General features: G+C 44.6%; 15 protein-coding genes. 11 read left to right on the top strand and 4 right to left on the bottom strand.

What is annotated here, in order from left to right:
- Positions 1-125 precede the first annotated feature (125 nt).
- A complete protein-coding gene (locus tag L2D08_RS07910) occupies positions 126-962 on the top strand; it encodes a phosphotransferase (protein ID WP_309241337.1) in 837 nt (278 codons plus the stop codon).
- Complete coding sequence (gene trmB, locus L2D08_RS07915) at positions 946-1,593, top strand: tRNA (guanosine(46)-N7)-methyltransferase TrmB (RefSeq protein ID WP_242233221.1); 648 nt, start codon at positions 946-948, stop codon at positions 1,591-1,593. The genes L2D08_RS07910 and trmB overlap by 17 nt, the downstream gene beginning before the upstream one ends.
- A 39-nt stretch (positions 1,594-1,632) precedes the next feature.
- On the opposite strand, the gene L2D08_RS07920 is transcribed toward trmB, so the two are convergent.
- A complete protein-coding gene (locus L2D08_RS07920) occupies positions 1,633-1,953 on the bottom strand; it encodes a PepSY domain-containing protein (protein WP_242233222.1) in 321 nt (106 codons plus the stop codon).
- 142 nt (positions 1,954-2,095) lie between these two features.
- On the opposite strand from L2D08_RS07920, the gene L2D08_RS07925 reads away from it, so the two are divergent.
- The 4 genes from L2D08_RS07925 (at position 2,096) to murC (ending at position 7,841) form a co-directional block, all read left to right on the top strand.
- Complete coding sequence (locus tag L2D08_RS07925) at positions 2,096-3,166, top strand: M42 family metallopeptidase (RefSeq protein ID WP_242233223.1); 1,071 nt, start codon at positions 2,096-2,098, stop codon at positions 3,164-3,166.
- Positions 3,167-3,184: 18 nt separating this feature from the next.
- Positions 3,185-3,985, top strand: coding sequence for a DUF1444 domain-containing protein (locus L2D08_RS07930; RefSeq protein ID WP_242233224.1), 801 nt, complete (start codon positions 3,185-3,187; stop codon positions 3,983-3,985).
- A 121-nt stretch (positions 3,986-4,106) separates the two neighbouring features.
- Entirely contained in the window at positions 4,107-6,386 is a 2,280-nt protein-coding gene (locus L2D08_RS07935) for a DNA translocase FtsK (RefSeq protein ID WP_242233225.1), read from the top strand.
- A gap of 156 nt (positions 6,387-6,542) precedes the next feature.
- Complete coding sequence (gene murC / locus L2D08_RS07940) at positions 6,543-7,841, top strand: UDP-N-acetylmuramate--L-alanine ligase (RefSeq protein WP_242233226.1); 1,299 nt, start codon at positions 6,543-6,545, stop codon at positions 7,839-7,841.
- A 60-nt stretch (positions 7,842-7,901) separates the two neighbouring features.
- Here the strand turns inward: murC and L2D08_RS07945 are convergent, their stop codons facing one another.
- Positions 7,902-9,017, bottom strand: coding sequence for an aminopeptidase (locus L2D08_RS07945; protein WP_242233227.1), 1,116 nt, complete (start codon positions 9,015-9,017; stop codon positions 7,902-7,904).
- Between the two features lie 158 nt (positions 9,018-9,175).
- Here L2D08_RS07945 and L2D08_RS07950 point away from each other — a divergent pair, with 158 nt between their 5' ends.
- The 5 genes from L2D08_RS07950 to ccpA all read left to right on the top strand — a co-directional run bounded on the left by L2D08_RS07950 (position 9,176) and on the right by ccpA (position 13,233).
- Complete coding sequence (locus L2D08_RS07950) at positions 9,176-9,664, top strand: DUF948 domain-containing protein (RefSeq protein WP_242233228.1); 489 nt, start codon at positions 9,176-9,178, stop codon at positions 9,662-9,664.
- 51 nt (positions 9,665-9,715) lie between these two features.
- Entirely contained in the window at positions 9,716-10,507 is a 792-nt protein-coding gene (locus L2D08_RS07955) for a YtxH domain-containing protein (protein ID WP_242233229.1), read from the top strand.
- A gap of 51 nt (positions 10,508-10,558) precedes the next feature.
- Positions 10,559-10,879: a bacillithiol system redox-active protein YtxJ gene (gene ytxJ, locus L2D08_RS07960; protein WP_242233230.1), complete on the top strand. Its 321-nt coding sequence runs from the start codon at positions 10,559-10,561 to the stop codon at positions 10,877-10,879.
- 200 nt (positions 10,880-11,079) lie between these two features.
- Positions 11,080-12,156, top strand: coding sequence for a bifunctional 3-deoxy-7-phosphoheptulonate synthase/chorismate mutase (locus L2D08_RS07965; RefSeq protein WP_242233231.1), 1,077 nt, complete (start codon positions 11,080-11,082; stop codon positions 12,154-12,156).
- A gap of 78 nt (positions 12,157-12,234) precedes the next feature.
- Positions 12,235-13,233, top strand: coding sequence for a catabolite control protein A (ccpA, locus tag L2D08_RS07970; protein ID WP_242233232.1), 999 nt, complete (start codon positions 12,235-12,237; stop codon positions 13,231-13,233).
- 63 nt (positions 13,234-13,296) lie between these two features.
- On the opposite strand, the gene L2D08_RS07975 is transcribed toward ccpA, so the two are convergent.
- Together L2D08_RS07975 and L2D08_RS07980 are read right to left on the bottom strand one after the other, a co-directional pair.
- A complete protein-coding gene (locus L2D08_RS07975; protein WP_242233233.1) occupies positions 13,297-14,457 on the bottom strand; it encodes an acetoin utilization protein AcuC in 1,161 nt (386 codons plus the stop codon).
- A complete protein-coding gene (locus L2D08_RS07980; protein WP_242233234.1) occupies positions 14,454-15,101 on the bottom strand; it encodes an acetoin utilization AcuB family protein in 648 nt (215 codons plus the stop codon). Before L2D08_RS07980 ends, L2D08_RS07975 begins: the two co-directional genes overlap by 4 nt.
- Positions 15,102-15,113: the final 12 nt, after the last annotated feature.

Here is a 15,113-nt window from a genome sequence, read left to right on the forward strand (position 1 = left end):
TAAAGGAACTGGCCGAAAGCGCCGATTCATGATACAATATGTCAGACGATAGACGAACGATACAAGTAATAAAAAAGACAGCGATTGTTTCTCGAAGCGGCTGCTGTCTTTTTTTTATGAAAAAGGTGAGGTTTTTGGAACACTTTTTGGGAAGAGATTGGGAAATCATGCCTGCCGGAGGCGTAACGGGAAAAGCTTTTTTTGCGCGCCATGCTGGACAGGAGCTGTTTTTAAAGCGGAATTCTTCTCCTTTTCTTGCTATGCTTTCAGCTGAGGGAATTGTCCCAAAACTTGTTTGGACAAAGCGGCTTGAAAACGGCGATGTGATTTCCGCGCAGCATTGGATGAATGGCAGGGAACTTGGGCCGGAAGAAATGGAGTCAGATCGTGTTGCCCGGCTGATGGGGAAAATTCATTCATCCAAACCGCTTTTAAACATGCTCAAACGGCTTGGAAAACAGCCTGTACTGCCGGCAGCTACTTTATCTGATATCCGTTCCCAAGTTCATTCGATATCTGCCCATCCGATTGTCTCAGATGCGCTTCGTTTTTTAGAAGAGGGTCTGCCAAATGTGCCAGATTATCAATTTGTCGTATGTCACACGGATGTAAACCATCATAATTGGCTCCTCTCTGACGAGGACGAGTTATTCTTAATTGATTGGGATGGCGCCATGATTGCCGATCCGGCGATGGATATTGGCACATTGCTGTTTGGATATGTGAAACGGGAAAACTGGGCCGAGTGGCTCAATCAATATGGCTGGGCATTAACACCAGATTTCTTTCACCGCATGAAATGGTATGCGGCGGCACAGCTGCTTTCATCTATTGAGTGGAACCGTGAAAAAACCCGCTTCCACGATATGAACCGCGGTTTAGCTTCTCTGCATCAGCTGTTGGAAGCAGAGCATAATTTATTTGGAAATGGAGAGAACAGGCAAGATGCGTTTACGAAATAAACCATGGGCGCGCGAGAAAATCAGCGCTCATCCACAATATATTATTCCAAATCCTGAGGAAGCAAAAGGGCACTGGCATGAAATTTTTGGCAACAACAATCCGGTCCATATTGAGGTAGGAACAGGAAAAGGCCAATTTGTAACAGGGATGGCAAAACAAAACCCTGATATTAACTATATCGGGATTGAAATGTATGAAAGCGTCATTGTGACGGCGCTTGACCGGCTTATTGAAGCAGGCCTTCCTAACTTGAAACTGCTTAATGTAGATGGAGCAGAGCTGCTCAATTATTTTGAAAAAGGGGAAGTAGGCCGCGTTTATCTAAACTTTTCTGACCCATGGCCTAAAAGCCGCCATGCCAAACGGCGTTTAACCTATAAGACGTTTTTAAGCTTGTATGAATCCCTTATGCCTGAGGGCGGGGAAGTGCATTTTAAAACTGACAACCAAGGGCTGTTTGAATTCTCGTTAAAAAGCTTTTCCGAATATGGTATGCTGTTAACGTTTGTCAGCCTGGATCTGCACAACAGCTCCTTTGAAGGAAATGTGATGACTGAATATGAAGAAAAATTCTCGGCAAAAGGCCAGCGAATTTACCGTTCGGAGGCCCGATTCCAGCCGCGTCCATAAAAAATCCCAAACGGGTCGAACCCGTTTGGGATTTTTGTTTTATACAGGCTGCACGTTTAACAGTGTGCCAGTTTTTGCATCTGCTGAAAATTCAAATTGTGTATTTCCGGAATCGCCAGGGCGGGAAATACCGCCTTTATAAACGAGTACAGGAAATCCATTGTTGTCAATTTGTTCCGGCTTCATTTGAATCCAGGAACCATCGACCGGTCCATTCTGTTTAAAGGTCTCTTTTACTTTTTTCAATACTTTTTCAGGTGGAATATTCATTGATTTGGACGTTTGTTTTTGAATCAAAATGGCGGCGGCTGCTCCAGCGGCTGCGCCGATCAAAAAAGCGGTTCGATCCCATTTTACCATATTGAAACCCCCTGTTTATCTAGTTGATTGCTTCTTTAGTATACAAGAAGACGAAAGGACTGAAAACTAAAATGCGCTTCAGTCCACCTTGAGCGTTATTTTCGGTATAATGAACAAAAGAAAAGCGGGAGGAATGGAGCAAATGAATCAGGAAACCAAAAATATGTTTAAAACGCTGACAGAACTGCCGGGTGCACCGGGAAATGAACATGCCGTGCGCGCTTTTTTGAAAAAGGAAATGGAGCCTTACGCTGATTCTATTATTCAAGATCACCTTGGCAGCATATTTGGGGTGAAAAACGGAGATGAAAATGGGCCGCGTGTGATGGTAGCAGGCCATATGGATGAAGTTGCTTTTATGGTAACCGCGATTACCGATAATGGAATGATTCGCTTTCAAACGCTTGGCGGCTGGTGGAATCAAACCATGCTGGCCCAAAGAGTCCGCATCTACACAAAGAATGGTCCGATAGAAGGGGTGATTTCTTCCACACCGCCGCACCTGTTAACGGAAGATCAACGTAGTAAACCGATGCAGATTAAGCACATGCAGATCGATGTAGGAGCAGACGACAGAGCAGATGCGGAAGCGATTGGCATTAGGCCGGGTCAATCTATTTTGCCTGTCTCCCCATTCACACCAATGGCAAACCCGAAAAAAATCATGGCGAAAGCCTGGGATAATCGATATGGATGCGGATTGGCGCTTGAGCTGCTCAAAGAGCTTCGTGGAAAAACAGTCCCTAACATGCTGTATTCAGGCGCAACCGTTCAAGAAGAAGTAGGTCTTCGCGGGGCACAAACCGCTGCCCATTTAATCAACCCAGATATCTTTTTTGCGCTGGATGCAAGCCCGGCCAATGACGCGACAGGGGATAAAAAGGAGTTCGGACAGCTCGGCAAGGGAGTTCTTCTGCGTATCTTTGACCGCTCTATGGTGACGCACGGGGGTATGCGTGAGTTTATACTTGATATGGCAGAATCAAACAGCATCCCTTACCAATATTTCGTATCGCCCGGTGGTACAGATGCGGGCCGTGTTCATACGACAGGAAGCGGCGTGCCAAGTGCCGTGATCGGTATTTGCTCCCGGTACATTCATACACATTCATCTATTATTCATACGGACGATTATGATGCAGCCAAAGAACTGCTCGTTCGACTGGTCACCAGTATGGATAAAGCAGTGGTTGATACGATCAAGCAATACTAAAGATGGGGGGAGACTGATATGTCTACCATGAAATTAAAAAGAGAACTTGAACAAACGCTTAAACAGCCGAATCGAACCATCGTATACGACCGTGAAAAAGAAGAAATGCGGATTGAAAACAGTGAAACGAAAAAAGGCGTTACAGTGGCACTGGGTGGCATTTTGGCTAAATTTGAAGGCAATGTTCAAAAAGCAGCTGAGGAAACGATTTATTATGTAAATGAAGCGTTAAATGCATTCGATGGAGCCGGGCAAAAAGAAGAAAAAGAAAAGCAGATTTTTCCGGTAATCCGGGCCGCCTCTTTTCCAACAGAGGCGGAGGAAGGTGTGCCGCTTTTTTGGGATGAACATACAGCAGAAACCCGTATATATTATGCGGTTGACCTTGGCACCACTTATCGGCTGATCGATGAGAAGCTCATGAAAAAAGAAGGATGGACAGCAGAGCAAATACGGGAAATAGCCCGTTTTAACCTGCGCTCCCTGACGCTTGAGATGAAACAGGATACAGTAGCGGGAAATGTGTTTTATTTCTTGAATTCAAATGATGGCTATGATGCCACTCGTATTTTAAATGAACGGTTTTTAAAGGAAATGAGTGAGAAAATAGAAGGAGCGATGACGGTTTCTATTCCACATGGGGATGTACTCATTATTGGGGACATTCGGAATGAAACAGGCTATGACATATTGGCACAGATGGCGATGAGCTTTTTCGCAGCCGGCCGTGTTCCGATCACCGCTCTTTCTTTTGTGTATGAAGAAGGACACCTTGAACCAATCTTTATTTTAGCGAAAAACCGTCCGCATAAAGAGTAACGTCTTTAGCGGACGGTTCTTTTTCATCCCCATCTATTTTCCCAAAATTTCGTTTTTCTGTTAACAAATCGTGTATAGTTGGTACAATGAAAAAGACTTTAAGGAGAAAGAGTGATTACAAATGAGTCTGTTTAAAAAAATTCTCTCCTATTTCAGAGAAGAAATTGAAATCATTGAAGTAGATGAAACGAAACCAGTCGATGCTGATACAGTTGAAGAGCCAAAACCAGAGCCGGTGGAAGAGCAGCCGCCGCGCCGGGCTCCAGCCCCTGCTTCTTTTGAGCAGAAGCGCGCCATTCCTTCGCTTCCATCCGTGCAGCAGCTTTCTACGCGTGTAGCATACCGGTATCCGACTGTAAAGCGGAGCGGGCATGAGGAAAATCCACGCCGCTCGCCGCGCATCACCCGGCACGAGCCTGCTTCCGCGGCGCCGGCCGAATCATCGAGGAGTGAGCAGGGACACAAGCCCGTGTATACTTCTGCGTCAGGAGCATCGCGTGTTGCACCGCGTCCGTTTAAGCCAACAGAGATTCCGTCACCTATTTATGGGTTTCGGTCCCGGCCGGTGAAAGAAGATATACGCAGTGTACGCAGCGAAGAGCGGGAAAAAAGGAATGAGCCGCTTCTGCTGTTTTCAAAAGAGCAAGCGAAGCGTCCGCTTGAACGGCAGAAGGAAGCACCTATACAAGAGGTGCCAAGACGGGAAGTACCAAAGCCGAGGGAGGAAGAGGAGGCGCCGGCACAAAAGCCGGCCGTCCTTTATCCAGAAAAGAGCATGTCTTCCGAGCAAAAAGAAAAGCCGAGAGAACGGCGCCATTCCCCTTTTAACGTTGTCATGCTGAAGAAAGATCGCGAGAAAATTGCAAAGCCCAAGCCGGCATTGAAGCAGCAGCCCCATTCCGCTTCTGCTCCATCCAATGTGCCTGACGCCAAAGCCAAAGAGGACAAGCCGCCTGTACAGGAACCGGCGGTGATCCCAGAGAAAATAAATCGCCCGCCGCTCTCGTTTTTAACACCGCCGGCACAGGAATCAGCTGACGATAATTGGGTACAGGAGAAGTCAGCTTTGCTGAATGAAACATTGAAAAGCTTTAATATTAATGCACATGTAACCGGAGTAACCACTGGCCCGTCTATTACGCGCTTTGAAGTAACACCAGCGATTGGGGTTAAAGTGAGCAAGATTGTTAGTTTAACAGACGATATTAAACGCAGTCTTGCCGCGCGGACGATTCGAATTGAAGCACCAATTCCAGGCACCCAGGTGGTCGGCATTGAGCTCCCTAATGAAAAAAGCCGCCCGGTCTATATCAGTGAAATTATCGGCCACAGCCGTTTTCAATCACACTCTTCACCGCTGGCTTCCGCGCTGGGTCTTGATATTGCCGGAAATCCGGTTGTGCTGGATTTGCAAAAAATGCCGCACGGGCTCATTGCCGGTGCGACGGGTTCGGGGAAAAGCGTCTGTATTAATTCCATTTTAGTGAGTCTTTTGTACAAAGCAGCGCCTCATGAACTCAAACTGCTTCTCATTGACCCGAAAATGGTTGAGTTAACGCCGTATAATGGCATTCCGCATTTAGCGAGCCCGGTGATCACGGATGTAAAGGCAGCGACTGCGGCATTGAAATGGGCGGTAGAAGAGATGGAGCGGCGGTATCAGCTTTTTGTCCATGCAGGTGTAAGGGACATGGCTTCTTACAATGCAAAAGTAAAAGCCTCGGAATTCAATGAACCGCATCTACCGTATTTGGTCATAGTGATTGATGAATTGGCAGATTTAATGATGATGGCACCAGGGGATGTAGAAGAGTCGATTTGCCGGATTGCCCAAAAAGCCCGCGCCTGCGGTATTCATTTGATTGTGGCAACCCAGCGCCCGTCTGTAGATGTTATTACAGGTTTGATTAAAGCGAACATTCCCACGCGGATTGCCTTTTCGGTTTCTTCACAAATTGACTCGCGCACGATCTTAGATAAAGTAGGAGCGGAGAAACTGCTTGGAAAAGGGGACATGCTGTTCCTAAATAACGGCGCGAGCGAATCTGTCCGTCTGCAGGGAACGTTTGTAACCAATGAGGAAATTGATGAAGTGGTTCAATTTGCAAAAGCACAGCAGCAGCCCGATTATTTGTTTAAGCAGGAAGAGCTACTGCAAAAAGCAGCCGTTCATGAGGAAGAAGATGAACTGTTTCAAGAAGCCTGTGAGCTGGTAGTCCGCCAGGGAGGCGCTTCGACTTCCATGCTGCAGCGGAATTTAAAGGTAGGCTATAATCGCGCTGCCCGCCTGATTGAAATAATGGAAGAAAAAGGTCTTGTTTCTGGACAGCGGGCGGGACGGCCGCGGGAAGTGTTGATTTCGGAAGAAGAGCTGATGACTTATTTCGAAGAATCAAATTAACCGGCCGGTGCATATGCACCGGTTTTTTGAAGAATAGTCACACTCTGAAAAAAATGCTATAATGGACAAATGCAATGATTGACTGCCTTCCGTTTCAAATGAGGCGGGAATACATATACTACATGTAAAAGGCTAGAGAATGCTGGAGGTTTAATGATGACAACCTATCATTTTGTTGGAATAAAAGGCTCTGGAATGAGCGCCCTCGCCCATATTCTTCACGATAAAGGGTATACTGTGCAGGGATCTGACGTAGAAAAAACATTTTTTACACAAAAAGCGCTTGAAGAAGCAGGCATTTTAATTTTGCCATTTAACGAAAATAATATTCAAGAAGGCATGACGGTTATTGCGGGAAATGCTTTCGGAGATGATCACGAAGAAATCAAACGCGCTCATGAAATGAGCGTGCCGGTGATCCGCTACCATAAGTTTTTAGGAGATTTTATGCAAAACTTTACGAGCGTGGCGATTACAGGATCACACGGGAAGACGTCTACAACCGGCTTGATGGCACACGTTGTAAGCGGCTCGGCGCCAACGTCTTACTTGATTGGAGATGGAACAGGCCGCGGAGCAAAAGATGCAGCCTATTTCGTATTTGAGGCATGTGAATACCGCCGTCATTTCCTATCTTATTCGCCTGATTACGCCGTTATGACGAATATCGATTTCGATCATCCTGATTATTTTGCCGATGTGCAGGATGTTGTTTCTGCTTTTCAACAAATGGCCATGCAGGTGAAAAAAGGTATTTTTGCATGCGGTGATGACGAGTATTTGCAGGGCATTCAAGCGAACGTACCGGTTGTTTTTTATGGCTTTGGCGATGAAAATGATTTCCAGGCACGCAATACGTCTTTTGACGAAAAAGGAACCACTTTTGATGTGTTTGTCCGGAATGAATTTTATGCGACGTTCCGCATCCCCGGCTACGGCGATCATAACGTTTTAAATGCTCTGTCGGTTATTGGCTTATGCCACTATGAGGATATTGATACAGACATCGTAAAAGAACGGCTGCTGACATTCTCGGGTGTAAAACGCCGCTTTTCTGAGAAGCAGGCAGGAGGGCAGGTGCTGATTGACGATTATGCGCACCATCCAACTGAAATTCGTGCAACGATTAATGCAGCACGCCAAAAATATCCAAACCGTGAAATCGTAGCTGTATTCCAGCCGCATACGTTTTCTCGTACACAGGCTTTCCTCGATGCATTTGCAGACAGCTTAAATGGAGCAGATGCGGTTTACTTATGTGATATTTTCGGGTCAGCCCGTGAAAACCATGGCAAACTCACAATTGAAGATCTTCAAGAAAAAATTCCAGGCGCGCAGCTTATAAAAGAAGACGGCACGCCGGTTTTAAGAAAGCATGAAAACAGCGTTTTAATTTTTATGGGCGCTGGGGACATTCAAAAATTCCAGGCTGCTTATGAAGAACAGCTTGCTTAACGAAAAATGCCTGCTGCCGTTACCCGGCAGCGGGCATTTTTTGTGGGGCAAATTCACTTTTTACTTTAAGTTTTCTGGATTCAAGCCTTCAAGCTCCGGAAGAACAAACCGGCCATCCTTTCGAATCAATACATCATCAAACCATATTTCACCGCCGCCGTATTCCGGACGCTGAATATTGACCATATCCCAGTGAATATTCGAATGATTGCCGTTATAAGCATCTTCATAACATTCACCGGGCGTGAAATGAAAGCTGCCGTCAATTTTTTCATCGAATAAAATATCCTGCATCGGATGAAGAATATAAGGATTGACACCGATGGCAAATTCACCGATAAACCGAGCCCCTTCGTCAGTATCAAAAATGTCATTAATTCGTTTAACATCGTTGGCGTGTGCATCAATAATTTTCCCGTTTTCAAACCGCAGTTTTATGTTTTCAAACGTAAAGCCATTATAAGGAGAAGGCGTATTAAAAGAAATGACGCCGTTCACAGAATCACGCACAGGCGCTGTGTATACTTCACCATCCGGGATATTCAGCTGGCCCGCGCATTTAACAGCAGGAATATCTTTAATGGAAAAAGTTAAATCTGTTCCAGGTCCTTTAATCTGTACGCGGTCTGTGCGGTTCATGAGCGCTACAAGCGGCTCCATTGCTGTATCCATTTTGCTGTAGTCCAAGTTGCATACATCGAAATAAAAATCTTCAAACGCTTCTGTGCTCATTTTGGCAAGCTGCGCCATAGAAGATGTCGGATAGCGAAGAACAACCCATTTTGTTTTCGGCACCCGAATGTCACGGTGTACCTTTTTGCCGATCGTATTGCTGTGGATTTTCATTTTTTCTGCCGGCACATCAGCTTGCTCATTTATATTATCACCGGCCCGCAGACCAATATAAGCATCCATTTCCTTCATTACATTCGCTTCAAAGTCGGCCATAAGGTTAAACTGGCCTTCCTGTGCACCCATCAGAAGCGAGCGGTCTACTCTATGGTCCTTTAACAGCACGTAGGGCCATCCTCCAGCTTTATATGCTTCTTCTACCAGAGCAGTGACCAATTCGCGCTGCAGACCAAAGTTTTCAATCAATACTTTTTCACCGGGTTGTATTCGGCAGGAGTAGTTGATCAAATTGGCAGCTAATGTTTGAATACGTGAATCTTTCATAAAATCATCCTCCTAATCCTTTTTATTGTACGATTTCCCGAAACTTTGTGCAAAAAGCAGGAAATTTAATCGTAAAAAAAGAAATAATAAAATTAGTGTTTATAATCATAGGCACAGGGTAATTTTATTACATAAACAAACGTTGGAGGTGTCCCGGAGTGGAAATTATTCTTTACTTGAGTGCGGCAGTTGCGGCTATCGCGTTTTTAATTCTGGTCCTTAATTTGTCCAGAACATTAAAATCCGTCGATAACACGCTTGATACTCTATCCCGTACAGTTGACCGCCTAGAAGGGCAATTGAAAAATGTGACAGCGGAAACGGCTGAACTGTTACATAAAACGAATGCGCTGGCTGAGGATGTTCAGCATAAAACGGAGCAGCTGAATACAGTTGTTTATGCTGTAAAGGATGTTGGTTCATCTGTTCATAACTTGAACCATTCATTGAAAAAGGTGACAACAACTGTTGCATCCCAGGTAGAAAAAAATCAATACAAAATTTCTCAAGCTGTGCAATGGGGAAATGTTATAAAGCAGCTGGTTGACAAATTTAAACAGGACGAAAAAAATACAGCAGGCTCCCCGTCCCCAGCAGGACGTACGGAAGCTTTACCAGCCCCAGCTTACAAAAACAACGACATATGAATGACTAAAAAGTAAAGCATAACGACTAAATTTGAAGAGGAGCGTTTACCCATGAGAACTAAAAACACATATGATCAGTTTAATATTAAAAAGAATGGGGTTAATTCACCTCAATACCCAATTCAGGCTCAGCCTCAATATGACAGCTTTGATTTGAGTACAGACCGTTATGATTATGAAGAGTCGATGAATACGAAAGACTTTGTTACAGGCGCTATCTTTGGTGCAGTTGTTGGTGCTGCGGCCGCTTTGATGTTTGCACCCAAATCAGGTACAGAACTGCGCAGCAGCTTAAATTCGCAGGCCGGCTCTTTAAAAGAGCGTGCCAGCGGCTTAACGGATACGGCAAAAGATAAAACATCTTCTTTAACAAGCGCAGTTCAGGAAAAATCTTCTACTTTAATGGATAAAGTGAAGTCCATGAAGTCATCTGACAATGCTGACTCAGGAACTGGAACAATGAATTCGGCATCGCTGGATGAGAAAAAAGAAGATGCAAAATCGGTTGTAGACAGCGTAGCAGAAGCGGTAAAAGATACAGTAGATACAACAGCTGATACAGCTAAAACAAAGCTTGATGAAACAAAAAAAGCGTTTGACGAAGCAGAAAAAGCAAAAAATAATTCAAATCAAACAAGCAGCAACACATCAAGCAATACATCAACCTCAACAGCAACGGTTTCGAGCACAACAGCATCAACGAATGCTACTTCTGCCGGATGGGTGGAACCAGCTGACAAAGGTATTAATGAAAAAAAGAAAAACGGCGGTTTAAATAACAACAACAACAATAACAACGGCAACAGAAATAACAACTCAAATAAAAAGTTTAACAACAAATAAGAATAAGCCGGACTAGTTCCGGCTTTTCATTTTGAAAAAGGAGCTGTCAGGATGCAGAAGATTATGTATATTGCGGAGTTTGAAGAACTTTTGGAAAGAAATGAGCCTTTCTTTTTACTAAAGCATAGTACCACATGTCCCATCAGTGCTGCCGCATACGAATCATACGAATCATTTATAAAAGACCCTGATTCTGGTCAGCAGGGGGTCTACCTGGCGGTCCAGGAAGCGCGGGAATTATCCAATCATATTGCTCAGGTGACGGATATTCGACATGAATCTCCTCAGGTGATTTATTTTAAAAATGGAAAACCGGAGTGGAATGAATCTCATTGGAAAATCACAAAAGACCAGCTTGCTTCCGTTCTATAAGTCTAACCCAAACGAAATCCGTTTGGGTTTTTTTGGTTTTTCGCTTTAATGCTTAAAAGCGTTTTGGTGATAAAGTAAAATTATCGTGACTTTTCCAAACGGTTGATTTATAATAAGTGTAATTAAAAATTGAAAACGGCATTTGTTTGCTTTGAATTGAGGAAATATTTCGATTATATCAGTGTGGAAGGATGAGACATGTGAGCAATCAGGAACTAGAACAGTTAAGAAGCAGAGTGGATGAAATGAATGTCCAGCTGCTAAAGTTAATTAACGAACGGGCAGAACTTGTTCAAGAAATCGGGCGCATCAAAGAAAAACAGGGTGTTAACCGTTATGATCCAGTTCGTGAACGCTCTATGCTTAATAATTTACTAGATAAAAACGATGGACCGTTTGAACGTTCCACTATTGAACATATTTTCAAAGAAATTTTCAAAGCAGGTCTTGAACTTCAAGAAGATGATCATCGAAAAGCGCTTCTTGTTTCAAGAAAGAAAAAGCAGGAAGATACTGTTGTGACGGTGCGGGGCCATAAAGTAGGAGAGGGCAATGTTACGTTTGTTTTTGGACCTTGCGCAGTTGAATCATACGAGCAAGTAGCAGAAGTGGCAAAATCGATCAAAGGCAAAGGGTTGAAAATGATCCGTGGCGGTGCTTACAAGCCGCGTACGTCTCCATATGATTTCCAGGGACTTGGCTTAGAGGGGCTGAAAATTCTAAAGCGCGTAGCAGATGAATTTGACCTTGCCGTTGTCAGCGAAATTGTCAATCCGGCTGATATTGAAACGGCCTGTGATTATATCGATGTCATTCAAATCGGTGCCCGTAATATGCAAAATTTTGAGCTTTTAAAAGCAGCAGGAGCTGTGAAAAAGCCTATTTTGTTGAAGCGCGGTTTAGCGGCTACCATTGATGAATTTATTAATGCGGCAGAGTATATTCTTGCCCAAGGAAACGATCAAGTCATCCTTTGCGAGCGGGGCATTCGAACTTATGAACGTGCTACGCGAAATACGCTTGACATTACCGCGGTGCCCATTTTAAAACAAGAAACGCATCTTCCTGTTTTCGTGGATGTTACGCATTCAACTGGACGCCGTGATCTTCTTCTTCCGGCAGCAAAAGCAGGTATCGCAATCGGGGCAGACGGAATTATGGCAGAGGTGCATCCGGATCCGGCTGTTGCACTGTCTGATGCAGCGCAGCAGATGAATTTGCAACAATTTGATGAATTTTATGATGAGATTTTAAAATCTGTACCGGTAAAAGCATAAAATTAGAGCTCCTGTGTTTGCACAGGAGCCTTTTTTCGTTAATATAGAGAGAAAGAAACGAAAAGGAGCTATTACCCGATGAATATTACGATTTATGATGTAGCAAGAGAGGCAAACGTGTCGATGGCAACAGTATCGCGCGTAGTAAATGGAAACCCAAATGTGAAACCGGCAACAAGAAAGAAAGTAAATGATGTAATCGAGCGTTTAGGCTATCGTCCAAATGCGGTTGCACGTGGGCTGGCGAGCAAAAAAACAACAACTGTCGGGTTAATCATCCCTGACATTTCAAATATTTTCTATGCAGAGCTTGCACGCGGAATTGAAGATATTGCGACTATGTATAAGTACAACATTATTTTAAGCAACTCAGATCAAAATGAAGAAAAAGAAATGCATTTAATTCAAACGATGCTTGGCAAACAAGTAGACGGCCTTATTTTTATGGGCAATCATATTACAGAAGAGCATGTAAAAGAATTTGACCGTTCACCAGTACCGGTTGTGCTGGCAGGGTCTGTTGAAACATCCGGAAAAACAGCTTCTGTTAATATCGATTACAAAGAGGCCGCTCGTGAGGTAATGCAGTCTTTAATTGAAAACGGCCATAAGCGTATTGCTTACGTAGCCAGCCCGTTCCACGATGTGATCAACACAAAATATGCGCTTGCGGTATACAAAGAGGTGCTTGAAGAAGCGGGTCTTTACGATGAATCCCTTGTTGTAGAAGGCGATTACACATATGATTCTGGAATTGAAGCATGGGAGAAGCTAAGCGAAGCAGATGAAAAGCCAACAGCTGTATTTGTTTACAATGACGAGATGGCTCTTGGTGTTGTTCACACAGCTCAAGAAGCAGGTCTGTCTATTCCAGGTGATCTTGAAGTAGTCAGCTTTGATTCAACAAAGCTGTCTCTGATGGTGCGTCCTCAACTGACAGCGGTTGCGCAGCCGCTATATGATATTGGTGCCGTTGCAATGCGTTTGTTAACAAAGCTGATGAACAAGGAAGAAGTAGAAAATCCAGTCGTGGTATTGCCGCACCGCATTGAAAAGCGCGGATCAACGAAAGCATAAGAAAAACAGCATAAACAATAAAAACCGGGCAAGCACAGTGTAAAACAAACTGTGCCTGTCCGGTTATTTTTTTTGATCACGGAGCGGATAAAGAAGCTTGTTCACCGTCAGCTGATTCTTTTCTGTAATTTCGCTTTTTCGCGGGATAGCAGGGTACATATCAGGCGGATCCGCCCAGGACGAGGGAAGGGGATGCGGTGCTTTCGGCTGCCACTTTGCCGTCCAGCCCTCTGGAAATGTTGCGGCAAGATGCTGCTGTCCGCTCATCTCGAGCCATAGCAGGGACCAAGCGCGCGGAACAACACGCCATATATCATAGCCGCCCCCGCCAACCGCAATCCAGCGGCCATCACAATATTCGTGAGCGAGCTCATGGGCCAGTGCCGGAATATGCTTGTAAATATTGATCGTAGCGGACAAGTGCGTTAGCGGGTCATAATAATGGGCGTCTGCACCGTTTTGCGTTAAAATCACATCCGGCTTGAAAAAGTGCGCCACTTCACGCAGTGTCGTTTCATAGGAAGCGAGCCAGGACTCATCTTCTGTAAATGCATCGAGCGGTACATTAAAAGAATAACCGTAGCCTTGTCCATGTCCTCGCTCTGTTACATTGCCTGTTCCGGGGAAAAGGTAACGCCCTGTTTCATGAATCGAATATGTTGCCACATCCGGATCATCATAAAAAGCCCACTGTACACCATCGCCGTGATGGGCATCTGTATCTACATATAAAACCCGTGCTTTGTACTTTTTTTGCAAATACTTGATCGCAACGGCACTGTCGTTATAAATGCAAAAGCCGGACGCTTTTCCGCGAAATCCATGATGAAGGCCGCCGCCTAGATGAATGGCATGATTGGCCCGGCCGGTCATCACCTGGTCAGCCGCGGTCAAAGCGCCACCGACCAGAAAAGCACTTGCTTCATGCATGTCTTTAAACATCGGTGTATCTTCTGTGCCAAGACCGAACCCTTCACCGATTGATTCAGGCAATTCACCGCGTCCCGCTTTTTTTACTGCTTCAACATATTCATGGTCATGAATAAGCGTCAACTCTTCATCTCCTGCCATACGAGGTTCAATGATCTGGCTGTCGCCCAATGCATTCAGGTGACGAAGCAAATCAAGGGTCAGCGTAAGACGAAACTGATTAAAGGGATGATGTTCTGAAAACCGATATCGCAATAATTGATCGGAATAAATAAAAACGGCATCATGGTTCATGAACGAATCCCCGGCATGTTTGGCCAAAGCACCTCATGGCCTTCTTTTTTCAAATCGTCGATAACGCCGATCGGATTCATCGTTCGAATGCGTAAAACAATCACTTTATGTGTTGCGGCTGTGCGGTCCGGATAAACAAGAACACTTTGTACATTTACCTTCCGATGATGCATCACATGTAAAATCTCATACAAAACCCCTGCCCTATTCTCCACACGGACTTCGACACGTGAACCAGGCTGGTTAACACCCGTAAGTTCTACAAAGGTATGAAGAACATCGGTTTCTGTCACCAGCCCAATCACTTTGCCGTTTTGGACAACGGGCATGCAGCTGATATGATGCCCATAAAAGGTTGCAGCGGCATCTTCAACAAAATCGAGCGGGTGTCCTGTAATCACATTTGTTTTCATAATAAGGCTGAGCGGCTTGTTTAATTGTTCAGAGCCGTTTTCTTGTTTTAAAATGGAGGGTGTCGCGTCTTTTATGTCTCGATCAGTCACCAGTCCGGCCAATGTATGATCTGTATCTAAAATAGGGATATGACGGATTTTATAGTCACGGCAAAGCTGAAGAGCGGCCCCGATCGTATCATCAGGGGTAAGTGTATGTATATGAATTTTCATAATTTCTTCAAGAACCACTTGCAGCCCTCC

It is taken from the genome of Domibacillus sp. PGB-M46 (assembly GCF_022668875.1).
In the GTDB taxonomy this organism is placed as follows: Bacteria; Bacillota; Bacilli; order Bacillales; family Domibacillaceae; genus Domibacillus.

What these genes read in the sequence shown, in the direction of transcription:
- L2D08_RS07930 (WP_242233224.1), top strand. Translation starts at nt 3,185, where the DNA reads ATGTCTACCATGAAATTAAAAAGAGAACTTGAACAAACGCTTAAACAG.
- L2D08_RS07925 (WP_242233223.1), top strand. Translation starts at nt 2,096, where the DNA reads ATGAATCAGGAAACCAAAAATATGTTTAAAACGCTGACAGAACTGCCG.
- L2D08_RS07935 (WP_242233225.1), top strand. Translation starts at nt 4,107, where the DNA reads ATGAGTCTGTTTAAAAAAATTCTCTCCTATTTCAGAGAAGAAATTGAA.
- L2D08_RS07920 (WP_242233222.1), bottom strand. Translation starts at nt 1,953, where the DNA reads ATGGTAAAATGGGATCGAACCGCTTTTTTGATCGGCGCAGCCGCTGGA.
- L2D08_RS07945 (WP_242233227.1), bottom strand. Translation starts at nt 9,017, where the DNA reads ATGAAAGATTCACGTATTCAAACATTAGCTGCCAATTTGATCAACTAC.
- ccpA (WP_242233232.1), top strand. Translation starts at nt 12,235, where the DNA reads ATGAATATTACGATTTATGATGTAGCAAGAGAGGCAAACGTGTCGATG.
- murC (WP_242233226.1), top strand. Translation starts at nt 6,543, where the DNA reads ATGACAACCTATCATTTTGTTGGAATAAAAGGCTCTGGAATGAGCGCC.
- L2D08_RS07955 (WP_242233229.1), top strand. Translation starts at nt 9,716, where the DNA reads ATGAGAACTAAAAACACATATGATCAGTTTAATATTAAAAAGAATGGG.
- trmB (WP_242233221.1), top strand. Translation starts at nt 946, where the DNA reads ATGCGTTTACGAAATAAACCATGGGCGCGCGAGAAAATCAGCGCTCAT.
- L2D08_RS07975 (WP_242233233.1), bottom strand. Translation starts at nt 14,457, where the DNA reads ATGAACCATGATGCCGTTTTTATTTATTCCGATCAATTATTGCGATAT.
- ytxJ (WP_242233230.1), top strand. Translation starts at nt 10,559, where the DNA reads ATGCAGAAGATTATGTATATTGCGGAGTTTGAAGAACTTTTGGAAAGA.